Origin of the sequence: Nocardioides xinjiangensis, from assembly GCF_017916455.1 — a bacterium.
Lineage (GTDB): Bacteria > Actinomycetota > Actinomycetes > Propionibacteriales > Nocardioidaceae > Nocardioides > Nocardioides xinjiangensis.
Window position 1 is genome coordinate 423,976 of sequence record NZ_JAFMSY010000002.1, and the last position, 21,336, is coordinate 445,311.

Here is a 21,336-nt window from a genome sequence, read left to right on the forward strand (position 1 = left end):
ACGGCCGGGGGCTGTGGACCATGAGCGAGCCACCAGGCTCGACTCGGGTCTTCGCGGCCCGCTGAGCACGACCTGTCTAGTCCTGCCCCATCTCGGCATGCCTCGCCGTCCCGACATGGTGCAGAGTGCAGTGAGCGGACACCGGGTCGGGAGCACGTGGCGGGGGTCGACGAGGAGATGGACGAGCTGACGTCGAGCGGTCCTGCCGGGCCGCGACTCCAGGCGGTCGTGGCGCATCCCGACGACGAGACCTTCGGGTGCGGTGGCCTGCTGCTGCATGCCGCGGCGTCCGGGTACACGACGTTCGTCACCTGCGCGACCCGCGGCGAGGCGGGCCGCGACCGCAGCGGACGCTCCGGCGCCGAGCTGGGCGCCGTCCGCGAGGAGGAGCTCCGGTGCGCCGGCGAGCTGCTCGGTGTCGCCGAGGTCGACCTGCTGGGCTTCGCCGACTCCGGCATGGTCGGACCGGCGCCTGCCGGCTCCCTGGTGGGGGCCGAGCTCGCTGATGTCGTCGACGCGATCGCGACCTCGCTGCGCCGGGTGCGTCCCGACGTGGTGGTGACGTTGGACGCCAGCGACGGGCACCGCGACCACGAGCGTGTGCGAGTGGCGACACTGCAGGCCGCCACCGAGGTCGGAGTCGACGTGGTCTACCTCTCGTGCCTGTCGCAGAGCCTCATGCGGCAGTGGGTCGAGCACATGCGTGCTCACGAGCAGGACAGGCAGCATGTGCGTGAGGAGATGCCCGTCCTCGGCAGCCCCGACCACGAGATCAGCACCCTGGTCGACGTGCACATGCACCGAGCGCAGCTCGAGGTCGCGATGGCCGCGCACGCCTCGCAGGACTCGCCCTACGACGGACTGACCGACGACCTGAGGGACGCGTTCCTCGACACCGCCCGTGCCAGGAGGGTCGTGCCGACCTGGGACGGGACGTCGCGTGAGCGCACCCTGTGCAGGGGGGTGCCGAGCACGACCACACCGGCGACGGGCCGGACCCTCGACTCGCTGGCCGTCCTGGCGTCGCGTCGGCATCCGCACGGGACGCAGTGCTGGTGGAACCACTTGCAGGCACGGTGGGACTGCACGAACGCAGCCGACTCCCCCAGCTGACCCCAGCACACCGGTGAGGTGCGGCGGAGACACCGAGCGGACCTGCACGGGCACAGCGAGACCTCCCGTCCCCCTGCTCCGGAGCGACGGGAGGCTCGTGCTTCCCGGCTCAGGCGCCCAGGCCGGTGCGATCGACCTTGCGGTGGAACCGCATCCCGGCGAGACCGCCCAGGATCGCCCCGCCGAGACTGGCGACGACGGCCGCGACCGCGGTGATGATGCCGCCGGTCGCGAGGTCGCCCTCGCTGATGGGCACGCGCGGCAGGCTGTTGAGCTGCGAGAGCACGTTGTACTCGCTGCCCGCGACGGCCACGACGACCGCGACGACGACCGCGATGACGAGCGCCCAGACCCACACCGCGACACCCTGCTTGGCACCGTCGAAACGGGCCATCCGCCCGGCCACGTAGCCACCGGCGTAGTAGGCCACGAACAGGACGACGAGCAACGCGATCGCGCCGACGACGCCGACGGTCTCCGCGCTCCGCGCCGCCTCGCGCTCCGCCTGCTGCGTGCCCGAGAAGGCGCCCAGGCCGACGGCTGTGCCGATCGCGCTGAGCAGCGCCGTGACGAGGATGGCGGTGCCGGCAGCGGTGAGCCAGCCGAAGAAGGCCGAACCCCACTTGATACCGCCGTGCTCCTCCTTCTCGCGCGCCACCACCGTGCGCCGGTCGGGGACGCCGTCAGCGTCGACGTCGCGGGCGGCGGTGCCCGCCGAGCGCTCGTCGTGCCGAGGCTTCTCGTGGCGGGGCTGGTCGGCGCTGGTGCTCACAGGGTGCCGCGACGGTCGTCGACGTCGCCCTCGGACTCGATGTGCTCCTTGCGGACCTCCTCGGTGACGGTCTCCTCCTCCGTGACGGTCTCGGTGCCCAGGCGGACGCGCTCGACCGGCTCGGCCGTCTTGCCGACGACCGGGCGCTCCTCCTGGAGCACGACCTCGTGCTCCTCCTCCGAGATGGCGGGACCGGACAGGGCCTGGTCGCGGTTGTCGCCCGTGATGGGCTCGGTCTCGAGCACCGCCCGCTCCTTCTTCACCGGCACGGTGACGGTCTCCTGCTCGGTGGTGACGTACTTCCGCAGCCGCGCGCGGCCGGCCTCCTGCGTGGTCGTGCCCACGTCGAGGCGCTCCTCGGAGCGGGTCATCGCCTCGTCGGTGTTCGGCCCCGACGTGTCGTGTCCCTCGCCGGTGGACGTGCCGGACGTGCCGGCCGCACCGACGGCGCCGGTCCCGGCGCCGGTGTAGGTGCCGGCGCTGTCCGCGGGCAGCCCACTGTCGCTGGAGCGCTCGGAGTAGGTCATGCCGTAGTGCTCGTAGAGGCGCTGCTCACCGGACTGGTCGAGGTGGCCGCTGTCGACGTCGACGTTGGGCGCGTCCTTGATCTGGTCCTTGGTGAAGGGCACGCGTACGCCGTCGCTGGTCGGCTCCGCCTCGGAGGCAGGGACGAACGACTCGTTCATGCCGAACAGACCGGTGTGACGGTGAAGAACTCGGGACGGTCGGTGTCGTCGTCGAGGAAGACCTGGCCGATCTTGCCGACCTGCTCGTCGTCGCTGGAGTAGAGCGTCTGGCCGATGTAGCGGCCGTAGTCGTCGGTGTTCGTGTCGATGGTCATGTGCGTGCTCCTTCTCGGGGATGGCTGCCGGACGACGCGGGGTGCGTCGGGCTGCGGCTGTGGGGTCGTGCTGGCTGTTCAGTACTGACGCGGCGCGGTGCCCTGCCCGGTGGTGCCGGTGCTGCCGGTGCTGCCAGGACCGCCGAGGTCGGCGTTCTGGTCGTACACGGCGGTGCCACCGGCGCTGCCCTGGCCACCGCTGGAGCCGGTGGGGCCGAGGTCCTGCGCGGCGGACTGGGCCTGCTCCCGCACCGACGGGGCGCTCCCGGCCTGGGCCTTCATCCGGGGGGCCTCACGCTCGGCGGTGGTCAGGTAGCTCTCCCACCGCTGCTGCATGGGGCGGATCAGGCCCCCGCCGACGCCCACGACGATCACGCCGGCCACGGTGGCCAGGATGGCGACGAGCACCGGCGTGGTGACCGTCGTGGCGACGCCCACCTGGTTGAGGGCTGCGATGACCCCGAGGAAGAGGATGAACGCCGAGGCGATGTTGGCGAGCACTCGTCCGTAGGAGAGGCCGCCGATCATGTTCTCCAGCAGTCCCTTGACGGCGGCTGCGATGGACGCGGCGACGACGAGGATGATGATGGCCACGACGAGGCTCGGCAGGAACCGGATGACGTCCTCGATGAGGCGACTGATCGGGTTCGCGCCGAAGACGCCGAAGGCGAGCTGCAGCACGAACAGCAGGAGCGTGTAGTGAATCAGCTTGGCGACGATGTCGCTGGCGTCCATCTTCGAGCTCGACAGCGCACGCTTGACACCGCCGCGCTCGACGGCTCGGTCGAAGCCGGCGCGCTCGAGGATCGCGTTGAGCGCCTTGGCGACGACCTTCGCGATGACGATGCCGATGACGAGGATGACCAGGAACAGGACCAGCTTGGGCACGAACTCGGCGATCGTGCTCAAGCCGTCACGCAGTGCGTCTCTCATGAGTCCTCCGTCCGCGATGGACGGCCGACGCCGCACTCACGGGAGAAGGACGTCGACGACCACCGCTGGTAGTGGTTTACAACGTAAGCCGTACCCACCGGTGGACGGGCCATGCGACCCGAGCGGGGCCTCGGCCCCGACACGGGTTGTCGTGCAACAGCCGACGGTCAGTCGTCGAGGTGCTCGTTCCGGGTGATCGACAAACGGTCGAGAAGCGCTTCGAGAGCCTCCTCGAACTCGACCGCCGACCGGTCCTCCGACAGCGGTTCGCGGAGCTTCGCCACGGTCGGGTATCGGGCTGTGCCCGGTTCGCCGGTCTGGTCGTCGAGGACGTCGAGGGGGCCGACGTCGGCGCCGTGCACGGCGACCTCGAGGAGGAGGTGGCCCAGGAGGAAGCTCGTGTAGGCGCGGTAGGCCTCGATGGCGGCCGCGTCGCTGAACCCCTCCTGGAGCAGGCCGGAGAGGAACGTCTCGACCACCTGCAGGCTGCGCAGGGGCGGGCGCAGCCACGGCGCCTCGGCGGGGCGCGAGGCGACGAGCGGGAACGCCTTGGGGTGGGCGAGCGCCATGCGCCGGACGCCGTGCGCGAGGCGCTGGAGGAAGTCCTGCCAGCCGTCCTGCGGTGCGTCCACGACGACGTCGTCGGCCCGGACGTCGGCGACGAGCGTTTCGACGACGGCGTCGAGGAGGTCCTCCTTGCTGGGGACGTAGCGGTAGAGCGCCATGGCCTCGACGCCGAGCTGCTCACCGAGGCGCCGCATGGTGAGGCCGGGCAGGCCGTTGTCGTCGATGTAGGCCAAGGCGGCGGCGATGACACGCTCGCGGGAGAGCGGCACGCGCGCGGACGGCGGCGGCTCGTCCTCGACCGCGGCGCGGTCCGCGTCCGGGTACTCCCCCGCGCCACCGGGCCCCGCCTGCAGCTCCTCAGGCCCTTCCTCGCTCATCCTGACGCCCCCCTCTGGCAGCCGACCGATCCGGCTTCACGGTAGCGCGGGAGGCGCTCGGCGCTCGGCCCTGGGGCGGACACGCCTCTAGAGGTAGCGGGCGGGACCGTCGGCGCCGTGTCGGCCGGAGGACAGCCAGCGTTCGACCTGGTCCGGGTGGCGTCGGTGCAGCTCGTCGAGGACCTCCTGGCGCAGCTCGACGACGCGGAGCGTCCGTGCGGGCGCGCGGAGGTCGCGCACCATCCAGAACGTCACGCGCCACAGGTGGCACAGCTCGGCCGTGTCCAGGCCCGAGACCTCAGCCACCGTCCCCGCGCCGTCGTCCGGCGCGCGACCCGGCGGCCACCCGGGCTCGGGGATCGTGGCGTTCCCCGTGGACGTGCTGCCCGCGCGGTGGAGCACGTGCGTGCGCGCGAAGTCCCGCGCCGGCGGTGTCGTCACGACGAGGACGGCAGCCGTCAGTGGGACCCACCACGCGGACAGCACCGAGACGACCGCCAGGAGCAGCACGATGGCCGCGCACGCAGCCGCGACGCGGCACCACCGTGCGAGCTCTCGTCGGCGCGCGCACGTGTCGGGCACGTCGGCGGACGGAGGCTGCCCGTCCCCGCCCGTGGTCGCGGAGTGCGTGACCGCGATGCCGGCCATCATCACCGCGAGGAGGACGGGCGCGACGAGGGAGACCGCCCGGCCTGTCCCCCACAGGAAGCTGGCGCCGAAGAAGGCGGGCACGCCGCACAGGGCGACCGACCGCAACCACGGCGACCAGCGATCCCCCGCGCTCCTGCCGGGAGTCGTGCCGGGAGTCATGGTGGGATCGCCTAGCGGCGTTCGCCGAGCAGGGCGCGCGTGAGCTTGGCGAGGACCACGACACCGATGCTCGCGGCGATCGCGGCTGCCAGCGTGGCCGAGCCCTCGCTGGCTTCTCGCCACGTGACGTCGCGATGGCTCAGCAGCGCCTTCGTGCTGTCGAGGGGCGTCTGGTGCGAGGTGTGGTTCGTCATGGGATGCCGTCCTCGGGCCGCGGGCTTACGTCGTAAACCATCTCTCGGTCTGGCCCGCCGATCAAGCGCGGTCAGCGGGGTGCGCACCCCGGCGCGCCCACTGAAGTGACCGACGACACCGCGGGGTAGGAGGCTGCCGGGGCCTGCGCGTGATTCCCGCGCCGACGGGCAGGAGTCCGGTGCCGGCCGTCGCCGGACCTCGAGCGGCGGCGCGACCTGGTCCGGGGATCAGGTCGCGCCGCCGCCCTCTCGGTTGGGCTGCCTCGACCCCTGGGGGGCCCGTGGACCTGCGGGAGGTTCGACCACGGGGGGATCGAGGCGGCTTGCCCCTACAGCGTCCGAGACGGCTGCTCCGGTGCGGCGTGACGCAACGGTCGGGAGCGGTCTAGACCGACGTCCCCGTCATGGCCGGGCCCGCACCCCTGGCTGACCGGCCGCGCTGCCGCGCCGGAGCGGCCTCAGGAGCCGTCGACGGCGAGCATCGTGCGCACCGTCGTCGGCGCCACGGCGCCCAGCTGTGCTATTCGTTCGACCGTCAGCACGTCCCGGGCGTCCCGGGCGAGGCCGGCGATCTTGTCGAGCGCCTCCCTGCGGGCGGTGGTCGCCGCCTCGAGCTGCTGTCCCGCGGCCGAGAGCAGGTCTGTCAGTGTCAGGACGTCGGCGGCACCCGAGTCGCGTTCAGCATCCATGAGAGGTGAGGTTAGCGGGCGACCGACAAGGTTCGTCCAAGGTCGCGTGCTGGTCCGAGCACCCCGGGCGCCTGCGACGCTCGGTGAACCGCGCCCGTTCGCCGCGCCCGAGCGGGCGCTCGGTGTCGCCAGGACTACCGCGCCGGCCGACGTGGGGGGCGGTTCGGTCAGGACTCTGTCGGCTGGGGCTTCGGTGTCGGGGCGTCCGGCTGCTCACCGGGCGCGATCGGGTTCACGGGGCGACGTCGGGCTCGCCGGGAACCGGCGCAGTCCCGGGCTCGAACGGTGCAGTGGTCATGTCCCGGACGTACCCGCCACGCGAGGGACCATGAGCCGTTCCGCGGGCGCCCCGCGTCCCGCGTCCCCACGACTGCCCGACCGCAGCCGGGACCACTCGGGCGTCCCGGCCTCCGGGTCGCTCCGGGCCTGCGGCCCGGCGCCGGCTACTCCAGCTCCAGGGCCTCCACGACGTGCTCGGCGATCGCGAGCGCGGACGTCGCAGCCGGCGACGGTGCGTTGCGCAGCGCGGTGATCCGGCCGACACGGTGGATGCGGAAGTCGTCGACGAGCGTCCCGTCGCGCTCGACGGCCTGGGCGCGTACGCCGGCTCCGCCGCGGACCACGTCCTGTCGCCGGAGGCTCGGGACGTAGGCCTGGGCGCGCTTGACGAACAGGCGGACGCTCAACGACCCAGCGATCTCCGCGGCACCCATCCGCCAGTGGTCCCCCGCGATACGCCGGAAGCCCGGATAGGTGACGGTCTCCCGGAGGTCGGACAGCGAGAAGTCGCGTGTGCGGTAGCCCTCCCGAGCCGTCGCGAGCACGGCGTTGGGCCCGACGTCGACGGAGCCGTCGACCCGGCGGGTGAAGTGGACACCGAGGAACGGGTAGGAGGGGTCGGGCACCGGGTAGATGAGGCCGCGGACGAGGTCGGCTCGTTCGGGCACGAGCTTGAGGTATTCACCGCGGAAGGGCAGGATCGCCGGATCCTGCCCGTCACCCGCAGCCGTGGCCAGCCGGTCCGACTGGAGACCGGCACACAGGAGCACGTGATCGAACTCGAGCACCTCTCCGTCCGCCGTGGTGAGGTGGACGCTCCGGGGCGCCGAGCTCAGGTGCCGGACCTCCGTCGCCAGGCGGATCTCGCCCCCGTCCGCGGCGACGTCGGCCGCCAGCGCCTCGCTGACCGCGACGAAGTCGGTGATGGCCGTGGAGGGTGAGTGGAGCGCGGCGATGCCCTCCACATGGGGCTCGACATCCTTCATCTGCGGCCCGGTCAGACGCCGGAGGCCAGGCACGCCGTTGGCCCGCGCCCTGGTCTCGATGTCATCGAGGAGCAGGACCTCCGCGGCGGTCGACGCGACGACGAGCTTGCCGCAGGCGTCGTACACGACACCCTTCTCCTCGCAGTACGCCCTGAGGAGGCCGACACCGCGCCGGCAGAGCGCAGCCTTGAGCGAACCGGGCTTGTAGTAGATGCCGGCGTGGACGACACCGCTGTTGTGGCCGGTCTGGTGCCGTGCGACCCCGTCCTCCTTGTCCACGACCGTGACGCGGGTGCCGGGAAGGACCTCCTGGATCCGGCGCGCCACGGCGAGGCCGACGATGCCTGCTCCCACCACGCCGACGGACCGCGTCACGGCCGGTCCGTCCCGGCAGGACCCCACCCCGGCTGTCCGCGGAGTCGCCCTCCCCCGTCGGCATGAGGGGCGCGGGGCGATGTCCGGCCTCGCACGGCGGCTACCGACATGGGTCGACCTTTCGGTACGGAGGGCTGGTGCGCCGGCGCACGTGCACCGGGTGCTCGCAGACACCTTGGCCTGCGAGGCGCTCCACGTCCATCGTCAACTTTCACGACATCGGCCCAGGGGACGGCTCGGCTGACCGAGCAGCCCGTCGACGACGTGGACATGCCGGGGCGACCTGCCGCCGGCGTACGCGCGGCGCCGGCATGCGCTGCGATCGGCGTCCGTGCCCGTGGATCAGCTGGGAAAGGGGTTGTCCTCGTGCCGCGGGTCCAGCCGGGGGTAGCCCGCCTTCGGCTCGACGCCCGCCGGCTTCGGCTCCTCCCCGCCCGAGCTCTGCTCGGGCGGAGCGTCGGCCGGCGTCTCGAGCCGCGAGTTGTCCCGCAGGCCGTCGGTGCCGGTCTGTCCCGGCCCGACGTGGCCGACGCGCTCGCTGCTGGAGCCCATGCCGCCTGCCGCGCCCTCGGGACCCGACGAGTTGGGCGTCGAGGCGCGCTCCTCGTCTGCGACGTCGCGATGGTGCTCGGAGCTGGTCATGGGTCGGTCCCTCTCGTTCGTGGCCGCTGGCCTCGCGTACCCCGGCCGCGGTCCGCGCATGTGCTCCAGCGCGGTGACCGTCCCGGGTTGGCCGGGCTGGCATCGTGGCCACATGCACGTCGTCGACCTCGAGCAGGCCGTTCACACCGTAGGGGACCACTGCGGCTCCGTCGAGGGCGTGCCACGCGTGGTGACCAGCGGCAACTTCGCGTCCCCCGTCGCGCTGCTCGGCCCGCTGCTGGCGCAGCTGCCGACGGCGCGGCTCCACGCGCTCAACGCGCAGCCGGACCTGCCGCTCCACGAGGGCGTCGTGCCGGAGACGACGTTCGTCGGACCGGGCTTCCGTCGGCACCCGCGCCTGTCCTACGTGCCCTGCCGCCTCTCCATGGCGCCCCGGCTGTTCCACGGACCGCTCCCCCCGGACGTCGTGGTGGTGCACACCACCGTGCCTCGCGACGGCCGGGTGTCCCTCGGCCTGGAGGTCAACGTGCTGCCCGCCGCGGTCGAGGCCGCCCGGGCGCGGGGCGCGCTCGTCGTGGCCCAGCTGAACCCGCGCATGCCGTGGACCTTCGGCGACGCGGAACTGTCGGTGGACGACGTGGACGTGGGGGTCGAGGTGGACGCCCCGCTCGCCACCCACGTCACCGGCGCGCCCGGCGAGGACGCGCGCCTGATCGGCTCCAGGGTCGCGGCGGAGATCGGCGACGGCGCGACGCTCCAGGCGGGGATCGGCGAGGTGCCCGACGCGACCGTCGCGGGCGTGCTGGAGCGCCGCGGCCTGCGGGTGTGGACGGAGATGTTCAGCGACGGCGTCCTGGCACTGGAGCGCGCGGGGGCGCTGGACCGCGGCACGCCCGTGCGGACGTCGTTCGTCTTCGGCAGCCAGGAGCTCTACGACTGGGTCGACGACAACCCGCGGGTGCGGATGCTCCGCACCGAGACCACCAACTCCCCCGCCGAGATCGCGCGGCAGCCGGCGATGACGTCGATCAACACCGCCCTCCAGGTCGACCTCTTCGACCAGGCCAACGCCTCTCGCATCGGCGCCCGCATCCACAGCGGCTTCGGCGGCCAGACCGACTTCACCGTCGGCGCCAGCCACTCCCCGGGCGGCCGGGCGTTCATGGCGCTGCGCAGCTGGCACCCGAAGGCCGACGTCTCGACCATCGTCCCGCTCGTGGACGAGCCGGTGACCTCCTTCCAGCACGGGGCCGTCGTCACCGAGCAGGGCGTCGCCTGGATGTGGGGCCGCGACGAGCGGCAGCAGGCGCACAACCTGATCGAGCACGCCGCCCACCCGAGCGTCCGGGACGACCTCCGTGAGGAGGCACGGGCCATGGGCCTGGCCTGAGGCGGCCCTCAGCCGGGCTCGGGGAGCCGGCGCGTGCGGGCGATCTCGGCAGCCAGCACGGCGACCTTGCGGTTGGAGGTGGAGGACAGGCGCCGGAGGTAGTCGAACGCCTGGTCCGCGGTCATGTCGTAGCGCTCCATGAGCACTCCCTGGGCCTGCCCGATGATCGTGCGGTTGTGCAGCGCCAGCCCCAGCTGGTCGATCTGCATCTCGGCCGCGATGATCACCGACAGCTGGCCCGCCAGCGCCTGGGCGACGGCGACGTCGTCGGCGTCGAACCGGGACCCCTGCGCGCAGTACAGGCTGAGGGCGCCGTAGGAGTGCTCGTCGGTGTACACGAGCAACGACATCATCGAGTCGACGCCGAGGTCGTGGTGCACCCGCGGCGCCCAGGCCGGCCACCGCCGCTCGGCGGACAGCGCCGGGCTCACGAGCGTGTTCTGGTCACGGCGCACGTCCAGGCACGGGCCCTCGCCCAGCTCGGTCTGCAGCTGGTTCGCGCGGCAGACCAGGTCGTCGCTGCTGGCCCTGGTCACCAACCGGCCCTTCTGGTTCACCGTGAGTCCCGCGTGGTCGCACCGCGCGATGAGCTCGACGGCAGCAGCGACGGCGACCTCGAGGCGCGCGTCCTCGTCGCGAGCGGCGGCCAGCGCCTGTGCCAGCTGGGCGAATCCCCCGAGAAGCTGCCTCGCGTCGTCCACGCGCCCTCCTCCCGTGGTCGCGATGCCCGTCACCGAATGCTAGGCGGCACGGCCCCGGCGGGCCAGCAGGGCTGCGCCGGCCCGGTCAGCGGTCGGACCCGTCCTCGACGCCTGCCTGCAGGAGGCGCTCGGCGACGAGGCGGAGCTTGAGGTTCTCGTTGTTGGAGAGCCGGGTGAGGAAGCCGAAGGCGCGGGCCTCGTCGACCGAGTAGCGCTCCATCACCACGCCGACGGCCTGCCCGATGACCTGGCGGCTCTTGACGGCCTCCTGCAGCTGGTCGATCTGGCGAGCGTAGTCCAGTGCCATCGCCGACTGGTGGGCGAACAGGAGGGACAGCGCACCGAGGTCCTCGAAGGCGCCGACCCGGGACGAGTACAGGTTGAGCGCACCGTTCGACCCGTCGGCGTCGAACAGCCGGATGCCGGCCTGAGCCCGGATGCCGGCCCGCAGGGCGATCGGGGCGTACCGCGGAAAGCGCTCATCGGCGGCCAGGTTGGGCGCGGTGATGTGCACGGTGTCGACCGCGGCCTCGTAGCAAGGCCCCTCCTGCAGCTCGTACTGGGCCGCGTCGACGTCGCACAGCAGCTCGTCTGTCGGGGCCACGGTCTCGAGGCGACCATCCGCGTGCTTGACGGTGAGGCTGCTCCACTGGACGTCCGGGAGGACCTCGACCGCCGCGGCCGTGATGTTGGACAGGGTGGCGTCGAGATCGCCCGGCCGCAGGGCGGCGGCGAGCTGGCGCGAGGCCTCCACGAGGCGATCCTGGTCGGTCACCGCCCCAGCGTAGGCCCTCCCGGCCGGGGGACCTACCTGGACGGCGCGCCGTCCGGCTCGTCCGCCCCCGCGCCGAAGGCACGCCGCAGGTGCCGAGCAGCCTCCTGCTGCGCCTCCTCGGCCTTCGCGAGGACGGCCGCCGCCCCGAAGAACTCGTGCATCACCCCGTCGTAGTGGCGCAGCGTCGTGTCGACGCCGGCCTCCTCGAGCCGGCGCGCCCAGTCCTGGCCCTGGCTGCGCAGCACGTCGCGCTCGGCCGTGATCACCAGGGTCGGCGGCAAGGCCGCCAGGCGCTCGGCAGGCACACCGAGCAGGTCCACCCGCGGGTCGGACGCCGCGTCGGGCCGGCCCTCGAAGGCGTGCATCGCCATCCAGGACAGCAGGGGACGGTTCAGCGGACGCGCGTCGGCGGCGTCCTGCATCGACTCGCCGTGCTGCTCCGGGGTCACGAGCGGGTACACGCACACCTGCGCGACCGGCACCGTCTCGCCGACCTCGGCGAGCTGCAGGCACGTGGCGGCCGCCATGTTGCCGCCGACGGACTCACCGCCGATCGCCACCCGAGTCGGGTCGCCCCCGAACGAGGCGGCGTTCTGGAGCACCCAGCGGTACGCCATCAGCACGTCGTCGTGCGCCGCCGGGAAGGTCGCCTCGGGCGCGCGCCGGTAGTCCGGCGAGACGACGATCGCCCCCGTCTTGTTGGCCAGGCCGCGGCAGGAGGCGTCGTAGGTGTCGAGGTCGAACAGGACCCAGCCGCCGCCGTGGATCCACATCAGCACGGGACGGGGGCCGGTGCCGAAGCTCTCGGGGGTGTAGACCCGCAGGGTCTGCTCGCCACCGGCGGCGTCCGGGATGCGGAGGTCCTCCACGGACGCCACCGGCTCGGGACCCTCCAGGCCGCGCTCGGCCATCACCTTCTTGACCGCGGCGTCGGGGCCGGGCTGCTTGCGGGCCTGGTCGGGCTCGAGGATCTCGAACGGCAGCGGCCCGAAGGACGAGTGGGCGTCCACGATGGCCTGCGCCTCCGGGTCGAGGGTGCCCGACGGGTCCGTGCCCATCTCCTTCTGCTTGCCCGAGAGCATGTCGCGCACGTGGTCCAGCGGCTTGGCGAGCATCCCGGCGATCCTCTCCGCGATGCCCTCGTCGGGTGCGGCGGGGTGGGGGCGCGTCGGGGCCTGGCGCTTCGCCGCCAGGAACTCCTTGCCGAGCTGGGCCATCCGCTCACCGCCGGCCTTCGCGCGGAACTCCGGCAGCTCCTCGTCCTCCTCGTCGTGCACGTGGTGACGCACCACGGAGATCAGCTGGGTGAGGGCGTCCTCGAACTCGTCCTCGCCGGGGTCGGTGCGGCCGAGCACGACCAGGAGCTCCTTGATCTGCTGGTGCTCGTGCTCGGCGTCGTCGTGCTCGTCCTCCATGCCGAGCTCCGGCCAGATCGGGTAGAGCACGGTCTCCTCGGCGAAGGCGTGCAGGGCGAGCTCGAAGCTCACCTGGTCCACCAGCACGCGACGGTTGCCGCGGCCGGCCTCGAGGTGCTGGAACTGGCGCTCGACCACGGCGTGGTCGTCGGCGATCAGGTGGTCGATGTCGCCGGGCTGGGTGGGGTAGGACAGTGCCACAGGAGCCTCCGTGTGATCGGTTGCCTGATGAGTACCCGCTCGGCCACGCCTCATCCCGCCCGGGCGCGCCTCGTCCCGCCCGGGCGTGCCTCGTCCCGCGCGGCGCCCGGGCCGTCGCCGCCGGCCGCAGGCTGCCGCAGGCGGGACGGCGACCCGCCTAGACTGCGCGGGTGGAGATCACGACGGTCGAGCAGCTCGTCGCCATCGTCGGCGAGCCCGGCCAACGGGCCCGGACCAAGGAACGATCCCGGCTGACCGACATCGACCGCGCCTGGTTGAGCGCGTCGCCCTTTTGCGTGCTGGCGACGGCGGACGCGGACGGACGTTGCGACGCCAGCCCCAAGGGCGACCCGGCCGGCAGCCTGGCGCACGTGGTGGACGACCGGACGATCGCGATCGCCGAACGCCCCGGCAACAGGCGCGTGGACGGCTACCGCAACGTCCTCGCCAACCCCTACGTCGGCCTCGACTTCGTGGTCCCGGGCCGCACCGACACCCTGCGCGTGAACGGCCGGGCACGTCTCGTGGACGACGCGCCGTGGTTCGACGACCTGGCCGTGCGCGGACGCAGGCCGATCCTCGCGCTGGTCGTCGACGTCGAGACCGTCTTCTTCCACTGCGGGAAGGCGTTCCTGCGCTCGCAGCTGTGGGACCCCGACACGTGGGCGCCCGAGGCCGTGGTCCCGCGCCGCGCGGTGATCGCGCACGAGCTCGAGCCGGTGGCCGGCCAGACGCTCGAGGACCTCGACGACTACTACCGTCCCGACAACTACGGCAAGAGCCTCTACTGACCCTGCTCGTGGCCCGGTCGGCCCGCGGGGCGTGCTCCCCGCGCAGCTGCCATCGACACGGATGGTCGTCCTGGTGGACCCGGGTCATCGACGACCGGGCGGTCGCGCCCCGCGCGTGGCGACGAGCGCGGCCAGCCCCGTGGTCACCGGGACGGCGGCGACCAGCCCGACCGTCGCGACGGCGCTCCGCACGATCTCCTGCGCGATCACCTGGTCGGTCAGCACGCGACCGAGCGAGTCGTCGGCGGCGACGACCAGGATGAGCAGCGGCAGCGACGACCCGGCGTACGCGAGGATCACGGTGTTGACCACCGAGGCGATGTGCGACCGGCCCACCCGGCTCGCCGAGCGGTAGGCCTGGAGCGCGGTCAGTCGCGGGTTCGCGCGGACCAGCTCCGTGACCGTGACCGACTGGGTCACCGTGACGTCGTCGAGCACACCGAGCGAGCCGATCACGATGCCGGCCAGCAGCAGGCCTTGCGTGTTCACGCCCTGGGCCGCCCCGACGGAGGCGGACAGGTCGTCGGTGACGCCCGTCAGGTGCAGGCCGGCGATGGCCAGGGCCGACAGGACCCCGGTGAGGACGAGGCTGACCAGCGTGCCGAGCACGGCCACGGACGTCTCGGTCGCCAGGCCGTGCGTCAGGTAGAGCACGGTGAGCATGATCGCGGCCGACCCGACGATCGCGACGAGCACCGGTGACTCCCCCGCCAGGATCGCCGGCACCACGAAGAGCAGCAGCACGGCGAACGTGACGGCGAGACCCGCGAGCGCGGTGACCCCGCGCCAGCGCCCGAAGGCGATCAGCGCGAGGACGAAGGCGGCGGCGACCACCCAGAGCCCCGAGGCCCGCTGGTGGTCCACGACGGAGAACGACTCGCCGTCGGGCGTCGTGCTGGCGATGAGCACGACGTCGTCACCGACGGCCACCTCGGGTGCGCCGGTGCCGTTGGGCAGCGGTGCCTCGATCGCGGCGTCGTCCCCCGCGGCGCCGTCGAGCCGCACGACGGCGGTGCCGCACCCGTTCACGTCGTCCGGCAGCTGCTCGGCACAGGTCACGCGTACGACGTCGACGATCGTGCCGCCGACCTCCTGGGCCGACTCCCCGGCGCTCGTGGGCGTGGTCGAGGGCCACAGCAGGACCAGGGCGACCAGGGTGAGCAGACCGAGCGGCGCGACCACCGCCAGGGCGAGACGGCGCGAGCGGCGCGGCGCGGGATCGGCGCGCCGACGGCCCTGTGCCCCCATCGACAGCGCCACCTCATCCATCTCGGGTCGAGCCGGGTCCTCGACGCGCCGGCCGCTGCCGATCGTACCGACCGCGCGACACCGCCCGGAGCCGGGAACGACGGTGCCCCTGCCGCCGGGCAGGGGCACCGTCGCGCGGTCGGATGGCCGGTCAGCCGACAGCCACCGCCATCTCGTTGGGCTCGGCGGACATCGTCGGCGAGGTGGCCGTCACCTCGCCGGTGACGAGGTCGACGGCGTGCACCTGGCGGTTGGCCGGGTCCGCGACGTAGGCGGTGTCACCGTCGACGCTCAGGGCCGGGTGCGGGTTCTGCCAGTCCTCCGGGCCCTCCCACGGCTCGACGACCGGGTAGGAGTCGCCGAGCTCGCCGGTGGCGGGGTCCAGCACGTGGATGGCCCCGTCGGTGCCGAGGAGGTAGGCCATGTCGTCCGGGCCGCGGACGATGCCGCGCCACGTGTACTCGACGCCGTCGGGCAGCGACACCGGCTCGAGCGTCCCGGCCTCGGTGTCGATGAGGGCGACGGAGTCGAGCAGGTAGCCCTCGGCGTCGGGGTCGGTGTTGTAGTCCCCCACGACCAGCGGGCTGGTCTCCGAGACGTAGGCGTTCCCCATGCGGCCGAACTCGTCGGGCGCCTGCAGCTTCTCGAAGGCGCCGTCGCGGTAGAGCAGCGCGCCGTCCTCGCAGCCGAACACGACGGCCTCGCCCGCCGCGGTGCCCTCCCCGTGGATGGCCGGGCACTCCTCGGAGGAGGCCACCTCGGTCCACTCCTCGCCGTCGCGCTGGAGGGCGACGGCGCCGCTGCGGGACTCCTCGTCACCGACGGTCGTGACCAGCGTGCCGTCCTCGAGGACGATGGAGACCCCGTGGTGCGCCTCCGGCGCCTGCCAGGTGGTGGTCTCCGGCAGCTCGCCCGGCGAGTCCGCCAGGGCGTCGGTCTCGAAGACGGTCGTCTGCCCGGTGCCGTCGTCGAAGAGCACCGTCCGGTCGGCGTGGCGTACGACGTGACCGGCGGCGTCGGCCTCGAAGACGCGGTCGGTGAGGTCCGGCGCGACCGCGTCCAGGACCTGGAAGCCGGCACTGGTGGTGAGCAGCAGGTGCTGGCCGTCACCCATGGCGTTCAGCCGGGTGAACTCCTCGGTCGCGAACTCCTCGACGACCTCCAGGCTCTCGCCGTCGAGCACGGCGACGCCGTCCTGGTAGGTGACTGCGAGGCGAGGGCCCTCCGCCGGGGCGCTCTCGCTCGACTGGTCGCTCGGCTCCTCGGCGCTGCTCGCCGCGTCCTCCTCGGACCCGCAGGCCCCCAGCAGGAGGGTGGTGGCAGCGGCCGCCGCGGCCGCCCGCAGTGCGGTGCCGCGGCCTCGGCGCTGGGCCGGTGATCGAAGCATGGTGCTTCCTCTCTGTCGTGGGCTCCTCATCGGAGCCCGTTGGTGATCCGTTCGGTGTTGGCGCGCTGCATGTCGAGGTAGGTCGGCGCGCCACCGTCCTGCTCGGTGAGCGACTCGGTGAAGAGCTCCTCGACCTCGACGTCCACGCCGACCTCGTCGGCGAGCACCTGCACGAGCCGGTCGGGTTGCGAGGACTCCGCGAAGATCGTCCGCACGCCGGACTCCTCGATCGCCGACGCGAGGCCGTCGAGGTCGGAGGCGCTCGGCGAGGCGAGGGTGGTGCCGCCGGGGACGACGGCACCGACGAGCCGGAAGTCGAAGCGCTCGGCCAGGTAGCCGAAGACGTGGTGGTTGGTGACCAGCGCCCGTTGCGGGTCGGGGATCGAGGCGAACGACTCGCTCATCTCCTCGTCGAGCGCCTCGAGGTCCGCCCGGTAGTCGGCGGCCTGCGCCCGGAGGGCCGCCGCGTCGATGCCGTCGATCCCGGCGAGGGCCTGCTCGAGGGCGTCGACGACGTCGATCATCCGCGCGGGGTCGGTCCAAAAGTGCGGGTCCGGGGCGCCGTCACCGGCCCGCTCGGAGTAGGTGAGGACGTCGATGTGCTCCCCGGCGACGAAGGTGTCCACGCCGACGTCCTCGACCCGGTCGAGGTGCTGCTGGAGACCCTCCTCGAGGGCCAGCCCGTTGGACACGACCAGGTCCGCCTCACGCAGCTGCGCGGCCTCCCGCGCGGAGATCTCGAACGAGTGCGGGTCGGCGTTCGGCCGCATCAGCGTGGTGACCCGTGCGGTGTCGCCGACCAGCCGGGACGTGACGTCGCCGAGGATGTTGGTGGTGACCATGACGTGCGGTCCGTCGTCCCCGCCCTCGGCGCAGGCGGCGAGCGTCGCGGCAGCGAGCAGCACGGCCGGGACGACCGCACGACGGTGGAGGCGACGGCGTGCGCTCATCGACCCACCTCCGCGAAGAAGCGGGCGGCGGTCGGGGGGACGAGCTCGCGGGCGACGCGGGCGCCGTCGGCGTAGTCGATCTCGAGCACGCGGCCGCCCTCCGGGTCGTTGAGGTAGGCGCGCTGGTCGTCCACGACGAGCAGCGGCACCGGGTGGCGGGCGCCGGCGGGCGCAGCGACCAGCGGCCGCGTGATGGCCACCTGCTCCCCCGATCCGGCGAGGTACACCCGGACCCGCCCGGCCCGGTCGAGGGCGAGCACGTGGCCCTCCTCGTCGTCGGAGGCGACGACCTGCAGCAGGTCGCCGTCGGTCCGGACGAGGTCCCAGCGCCGCTCCCTCGTGTCGAGCAGCCAGAAGCCGACGCGCCCGGCGAGGGCGGCGACGGTCGGGCGCCCCTCGCGGGCCCGGAAGTCGGTGGCGGGCGGGGCGCTGACACCTCGTGGGTACGGGATGCGCTCGGGCACCCATCGGTCGCCGTCCTCGACGAGGAGGAGGGCACCGTCGGCACAGCCGATCGCCAGCCCGACCGCCGTGCTGATGCTGCCGCGCGCGTCGAGGCACCGCTCGTGCGAGCCGTCGACCGCCGTGCCGTCGGCCGCGACGCGGCGCACGGCCCGTACCCGGCCGGAGCGGTCCGGCACGGTCACCACGGCACCGTCGCCCAGGGGCGCCACCAGTCCCTCGCGCCCGACGAGGTCGAGTCGGAAGCGCTCCTCCAGCCGGCCGGCGTCGAGCGCCGCGTTGTCCAGCAGGACCGCCTCCCCGGACTCCGGGAAGAACATCCCGGTGCTGCCTGCGGTGGACACGCGTCCGTGGGCGACGACCGGCACGCCGCGTCCGGGCACGGCGCCGACGAGCTCGGGCGCGGAGCGGTAGTAGTGGAAGTGGTCGCCGTGGTCCCAGGTCCACATGCCGCTGTCCACGACCTCGACGCCTTCGGACGTCGTGGCGAACACGTAGCGACCGTCGGTCGACGCGGCCACCGGAGGTGCGATCGTCCCGACGACGGTCGCGGTCTCGTCGACGAGGTCGAGGAGACCGACCCCTCCCGCCGCGTCCAGCGTCAGCAGGTGGAGCGGCGGCTCCGCGACCTCCTCCGCCCCGTCGACCGCACCGTGGTCGTCGCCCGAGGAGTCGTCGGAGCCGGGGCCCGACGTCGAGGACGGCTGAGCGCCGGCCGCGTCCCAGCCGACCTCCGGGGAGTCGCTCGGGGAGCACGCGGTGCCCACGAGCAGCACCGCGGCGAGACAGGAGGCGAGGGGACGGCGGTTCACGCGGTTCCTTTCGAGGGCGTCGCGACGGCCGGGGCCGGGCCGACGGGCTGCTGGTGGGAGTGGTCGGCCGAGCGCGCCCGCACGAGGTCGACCACGCCTCGGAGCGCGGCCGAGAGCGCGGCGAGGAGGATGGCGGCGCAGGCGATGGACGCGCCGGCGGCGGTGGCCGCGTGCCACGACACCAGCAGTCCGACGAGGACCGAGAGGCAGCCGAGGGCGGAGGCGAGGGTCATGGTCGTGGGGATCCGGCGGGTCCAGCGGTTCGCCGCGACCACGGGGCCGAGGAGCAGGCCGATGACGAGCAGCGTGCCGACGGCCTGGTAGGAGGCGACGACCGCGACGGTGACGAGCGCGACCAGGGCCACCTGCGCCAGCCCGGGGCGCAGCCCGAGGGTCTGCGCGACGCGCGGATCGAAGGCCGCGACCACGAACGAGCGGTGGAACCCGGCGGCGATGGCGGCGGTCAGGAGCAGCGCCACCAGCAGGACGACGACGTCGGCGTCCTCCATCGCCAGGACGTCGCCGAACAGCAGGGCGGTCGCGTCGGTGGCGAAGCTCCTCGAGTGCGACACGATGATCACGCCGAGCGAGAGCATCCCGACGAACAGCAGCCCGATGGCGGTGTCGTACGACACTCGACCCCGGCGCTGCAGCGCCCCGATCGCGGCGCTCATGGCGGTCGCGCTGACCACCCCGCCGAGCAGGACCGGCGCTCCGACGACCGTGGCCAGGGCGACCCCGGGCAGCATGCCGTGGCCGACCGCCTCGCCGAGGAACGCCATCCCGCGGATGACGACCCAGGTGCCGGCGATGCCGCAGATGACGGACACGAGCGCGCCGCCGAGCAGCGCGCGCAGCATGAACTCGGTGCCGAAGGGTTCGGTGAGAACGGACATCGACGCCACCGTAGACAATATTGAGAATGATTACCAATCGCTATGATGTGCCCATGCCCTCCCCGACGCTCGACGCGATCCGTGCCCACGACCTCTGCTACGCCCACGACGGGCGCGACGTGCTCCATGGCGTCTCGGTGGCGCTGCGGCGTGGCACGGTCACGGCGGTCGCTGGGCCGAACGGCGCCGGGAAGTCGACCCTGGTCGAGCTCCTGGCCGGAGTCCGCCCGCCGCGGCGGGGCGTCGTCCAGCGTGACGGCACGCTCGCGCTCGTCGTGCAGCGCCCGGTCGCCCCCGACACCTTGCCGGTGACGGTGCACGACGTGGTGTCCATGGGCACCTGGGCGCGGCGCCGCGGGTCACACCGCTCCGTCACGCCGGGCGCGGTGGACGACGCGATCGACCGGGTCGGCCTCTCCGGCCTCGAGGAGCGCCCGCTGGCGACCCTGTCCGGCGGGCAGCGACAGCGCGCCCTGCTCGCGCAGGGACTGGTGCAGCAAGCCGACATCCTGCTGCTGGACGAGCCGGCCGCCGGCCTGGACCGCTCCAGCCGCGACCGGACCCGCGAGCTCCTCGCCGAGGAGGCCGCGCGGGGCGCAGCCGTCGCGTGCGTCACCCACGACGACGCGAGCATCCGGGCGGCCGACCGGGTCCTCCGGCTCGACGACGGGCGCCTCGCGTGACCCAGCCATCCGTCCGTCATGCCCAGCCCGGCGACGTGCCGGCCCTGACGGCCATCCGGGCGCACTACGTCCTCCACACGCACTCCACCTTCGACGTCGTTCCGCCGACCGAGGACGAGGTCCGGGCCTGGACCGAGCGCTTCTCCGGGGACACCGCTCACCAGCTCCTGGTGGCCGTGGAGGCGGGTGACGTCATCGGCTACGCCGCCACCCTGCGCTACCGGCCGCGACCGGCGTTCGACGCCACCGTGGAGATGTCGGTCTACCTCGACCCCGAGCGACGCGCCCGCGGAGCGGGATCCGCGCTCTACCGGGAGCTCCTGGCTCGGTCGGCGCGACACGGCACGCGCACCTTCCTCGCCGGCGTCGCCCTGCCGAACGACGCATCGGTCGCCTTCCACCGCAAGCACGGGTTCCGCGAGGTGGGCACGTTCGTCGACTACGCCCGGAAGTGGGACCGCGACATCAGCTCGACATGGTTCCAGCGCGGCGCGCCGGCACCGGACGAGCACGCCTGAGCGGCACCCACCGGCGCTGGTCCCTCCTCCGCCGCCGTCCCGGTAGGTTGGAGGGATGCCGACCGAGACCACCCCCCGCGCCTTCGGCGAGAAGGGTCGCCGGGACACCCGTCAGCGGCGGGCGTTGCGCGAGCACCTCGCTGCGTCCGATTCGTTCAGCAGCGCGCAGCAGCTCTACGACGACCTGCGCGCCTCGGGCGACCGCGTCGGCCTGGCCACGGTCTACCGCACCCTCCAGGCGATGGCCGAGGCGGGCGAGGTGGACACGCTGCGCACCGGCGACGGGGAGGTCCTGTTCCGCAAGTGCGGTCCCCGCCACCACCACCACCTCGTCTGCCGCAGCTGCGGCCTGACCGTGGAGATCGACGGCCCCAGCGTCGAGCGCTGGGCGTCCAAGGCGGCCGACGACAACGGGTTCACCGACGTCACGCACGTGGTCGAGCTGTTCGGGCTCTGCCCGTCCTGCAGCTGACGACTGGCCCCGGCACGAGCTGCCCCGACCGGTCCGGCCCGCGACGGAGAGCATGACGTACGTCGCGCCCGGGCGTAGCCTTGGCGGTGACGGTCG

The 21,336-nt window shown here is 73.2% G+C and carries 24 protein-coding genes; 6 read left to right on the forward strand and 18 right to left on the reverse strand.

Annotated elements, in window-relative coordinates; genetic code table 11:
- The first annotated feature begins 156 nt into the window (after nt 1-156).
- On the forward strand, nt 157-1,113 hold the full coding sequence (locus tag J3P38_RS12900) for a PIG-L deacetylase family protein (protein WP_210503926.1): 957 nt from the start codon (nt 157-159) through the stop codon (nt 1,111-1,113).
- A 109-nt stretch (nt 1,114-1,222) separates the two neighbouring features.
- Here J3P38_RS12900 and J3P38_RS12905 read toward each other — a convergent pair whose 3' ends face one another.
- The 10 genes from J3P38_RS12905 to J3P38_RS12950 form a co-directional block, all read right to left on the reverse strand.
- A complete protein-coding gene (locus tag J3P38_RS12905; protein ID WP_210503927.1) occupies nt 1,223-1,885 on the reverse strand; it encodes a hypothetical protein in 663 nt (220 codons plus the stop codon).
- Nucleotides 1,882-2,571 carry a YsnF/AvaK domain-containing protein gene (locus J3P38_RS12910; protein ID WP_210503928.1) on the reverse strand — a complete coding sequence of 230 codons (690 nt, stop codon included), beginning with the start codon at nt 2,569-2,571 and terminating at the stop codon, nt 1,882-1,884. Before J3P38_RS12910 ends, J3P38_RS12905 begins: the two co-directional genes overlap by 4 nt.
- Nucleotides 2,568-2,726 (reverse strand): PRC-barrel domain-containing protein, encoded by a 159-nt coding sequence (locus J3P38_RS12915; RefSeq protein ID WP_210503929.1) that lies wholly within the window; start codon nt 2,724-2,726, stop codon nt 2,568-2,570. Before J3P38_RS12915 ends, J3P38_RS12910 begins: the two co-directional genes overlap by 4 nt.
- Nucleotides 2,727-2,804: 78 nt before the next feature.
- A complete protein-coding gene (locus tag J3P38_RS12920; protein WP_246856055.1) occupies nt 2,805-3,659 on the reverse strand; it encodes a mechanosensitive ion channel family protein in 855 nt (284 codons plus the stop codon).
- Nucleotides 3,660-3,826: 167 nt separating this feature from the next.
- Nucleotides 3,827-4,603 (reverse strand): TetR/AcrR family transcriptional regulator C-terminal domain-containing protein, encoded by a 777-nt coding sequence (locus J3P38_RS12925; RefSeq protein ID WP_210503930.1) that lies wholly within the window; start codon nt 4,601-4,603, stop codon nt 3,827-3,829.
- 87 nt (nt 4,604-4,690) lie between these two features.
- The gene (locus tag J3P38_RS12930; RefSeq protein WP_210503931.1) at nt 4,691-5,413 is read right to left on the reverse strand and encodes a hypothetical protein; all 723 of its coding nucleotides are present in this window, start codon (nt 5,411-5,413) and stop codon (nt 4,691-4,693) included.
- Between the two features lie 11 nt (nt 5,414-5,424).
- A complete protein-coding gene (locus J3P38_RS12935) occupies nt 5,425-5,607 on the reverse strand; it encodes a hypothetical protein (RefSeq protein ID WP_210441382.1) in 183 nt (60 codons plus the stop codon).
- A gap of 458 nt (nt 5,608-6,065) precedes the next feature.
- Nucleotides 6,066-6,296: a hypothetical protein gene (locus J3P38_RS12940; RefSeq protein WP_210503932.1), complete on the reverse strand. Its 231-nt coding sequence runs from the start codon at nt 6,294-6,296 to the stop codon at nt 6,066-6,068.
- 443 nt (nt 6,297-6,739) lie between these two features.
- A complete protein-coding gene (gene lhgO, locus J3P38_RS12945) occupies nt 6,740-7,936 on the reverse strand; it encodes an L-2-hydroxyglutarate oxidase (protein ID WP_210503933.1) in 1,197 nt (398 codons plus the stop codon).
- Nucleotides 7,937-8,278: 342 nt separating this feature from the next.
- Nucleotides 8,279-8,578 carry a hypothetical protein gene (locus J3P38_RS12950; protein WP_210503934.1) on the reverse strand — a complete coding sequence of 100 codons (300 nt, stop codon included), beginning with the start codon at nt 8,576-8,578 and terminating at the stop codon, nt 8,279-8,281.
- 112 nt (nt 8,579-8,690) lie between these two features.
- Between J3P38_RS12950 and J3P38_RS12955 the strand changes: the two genes are divergently transcribed.
- Nucleotides 8,691-9,929, forward strand: a complete 1,239-nt coding sequence (locus J3P38_RS12955) for an acetyl-CoA hydrolase/transferase family protein (protein ID WP_210503935.1) — start codon at nt 8,691-8,693, stop codon at nt 9,927-9,929.
- Between the two features lie 8 nt (nt 9,930-9,937).
- On the opposite strand, the gene J3P38_RS12960 is transcribed toward J3P38_RS12955, so the two are convergent.
- The 3 genes from J3P38_RS12960 to J3P38_RS12970 all read right to left on the reverse strand — a co-directional run bounded on the left by J3P38_RS12960 (nt 9,938) and on the right by J3P38_RS12970 (nt 13,021).
- Nucleotides 9,938-10,630, reverse strand: a complete 693-nt coding sequence (locus J3P38_RS12960) for a GAF and ANTAR domain-containing protein (protein ID WP_210503936.1) — start codon at nt 10,628-10,630, stop codon at nt 9,938-9,940.
- Nucleotides 10,631-10,715: 85 nt separating this feature from the next.
- The gene (locus J3P38_RS18430) at nt 10,716-11,405 is read right to left on the reverse strand and encodes a GAF and ANTAR domain-containing protein (RefSeq protein WP_210503937.1); all 690 of its coding nucleotides are present in this window, start codon (nt 11,403-11,405) and stop codon (nt 10,716-10,718) included.
- Nucleotides 11,406-11,437: 32 nt separating this feature from the next.
- Nucleotides 11,438-13,021 carry an alpha/beta hydrolase fold domain-containing protein gene (locus tag J3P38_RS12970; RefSeq protein WP_210503938.1) on the reverse strand — a complete coding sequence of 528 codons (1,584 nt, stop codon included), beginning with the start codon at nt 13,019-13,021 and terminating at the stop codon, nt 11,438-11,440.
- Nucleotides 13,022-13,191: 170 nt separating this feature from the next.
- Here J3P38_RS12970 and J3P38_RS12975 point away from each other — a divergent pair, with 170 nt between their 5' ends.
- Nucleotides 13,192-13,812, forward strand: a complete 621-nt coding sequence (locus J3P38_RS12975; RefSeq protein ID WP_210503939.1) for a pyridoxamine 5'-phosphate oxidase family protein — start codon at nt 13,192-13,194, stop codon at nt 13,810-13,812.
- Between the two features lie 84 nt (nt 13,813-13,896).
- Here the strand turns inward: J3P38_RS12975 and J3P38_RS12980 are convergent, their stop codons facing one another.
- From J3P38_RS12980 to aztB, 5 genes are all read right to left on the reverse strand, one after another.
- Nucleotides 13,897-15,072: a YibE/F family protein gene (locus J3P38_RS12980; RefSeq protein ID WP_210441400.1), complete on the reverse strand. Its 1,176-nt coding sequence runs from the start codon at nt 15,070-15,072 to the stop codon at nt 13,897-13,899.
- Between the two features lie 139 nt (nt 15,073-15,211).
- Nucleotides 15,212-16,447: a zinc metallochaperone AztD gene (gene aztD / locus J3P38_RS12985; protein ID WP_210503940.1), complete on the reverse strand. Its 1,236-nt coding sequence runs from the start codon at nt 16,445-16,447 to the stop codon at nt 15,212-15,214.
- A 26-nt stretch (nt 16,448-16,473) separates the two neighbouring features.
- Nucleotides 16,474-17,397 carry a zinc ABC transporter substrate-binding protein AztC gene (gene aztC, locus J3P38_RS12990; RefSeq protein WP_210503941.1) on the reverse strand — a complete coding sequence of 308 codons (924 nt, stop codon included), beginning with the start codon at nt 17,395-17,397 and terminating at the stop codon, nt 16,474-16,476.
- Entirely contained in the window at nt 17,394-18,671 is a 1,278-nt protein-coding gene (locus J3P38_RS12995; RefSeq protein WP_210503942.1) for an ABC transporter, read from the reverse strand. The genes aztC and J3P38_RS12995 overlap by 4 nt, the downstream gene beginning before the upstream one ends.
- Complete coding sequence (gene aztB / locus J3P38_RS13000) at nt 18,668-19,567, reverse strand: zinc ABC transporter permease AztB (RefSeq protein ID WP_210503943.1); 900 nt, start codon at nt 19,565-19,567, stop codon at nt 18,668-18,670. Before aztB ends, J3P38_RS12995 begins: the two co-directional genes overlap by 4 nt.
- A gap of 53 nt (nt 19,568-19,620) precedes the next feature.
- Between aztB and aztA the strand changes: the two genes are divergently transcribed.
- The 3 genes from aztA to J3P38_RS13015 are packed head-to-tail and all read left to right on the forward strand — an operon-like array spanning nt 19,621 to nt 21,240.
- Entirely contained in the window at nt 19,621-20,250 is a 630-nt protein-coding gene (aztA, locus tag J3P38_RS13005) for a zinc ABC transporter ATP-binding protein AztA (RefSeq protein WP_210503944.1), read from the forward strand.
- Nucleotides 20,247-20,768 (forward strand): GNAT family N-acetyltransferase, encoded by a 522-nt coding sequence (locus J3P38_RS13010; RefSeq protein ID WP_210503945.1) that lies wholly within the window; start codon nt 20,247-20,249, stop codon nt 20,766-20,768. The genes aztA and J3P38_RS13010 overlap by 4 nt, the downstream gene beginning before the upstream one ends.
- A gap of 55 nt (nt 20,769-20,823) precedes the next feature.
- Nucleotides 20,824-21,240, forward strand: coding sequence for a Fur family transcriptional regulator (locus tag J3P38_RS13015; RefSeq protein ID WP_210503946.1), 417 nt, complete (start codon nt 20,824-20,826; stop codon nt 21,238-21,240).
- Nucleotides 21,241-21,336: the final 96 nt, after the last annotated feature.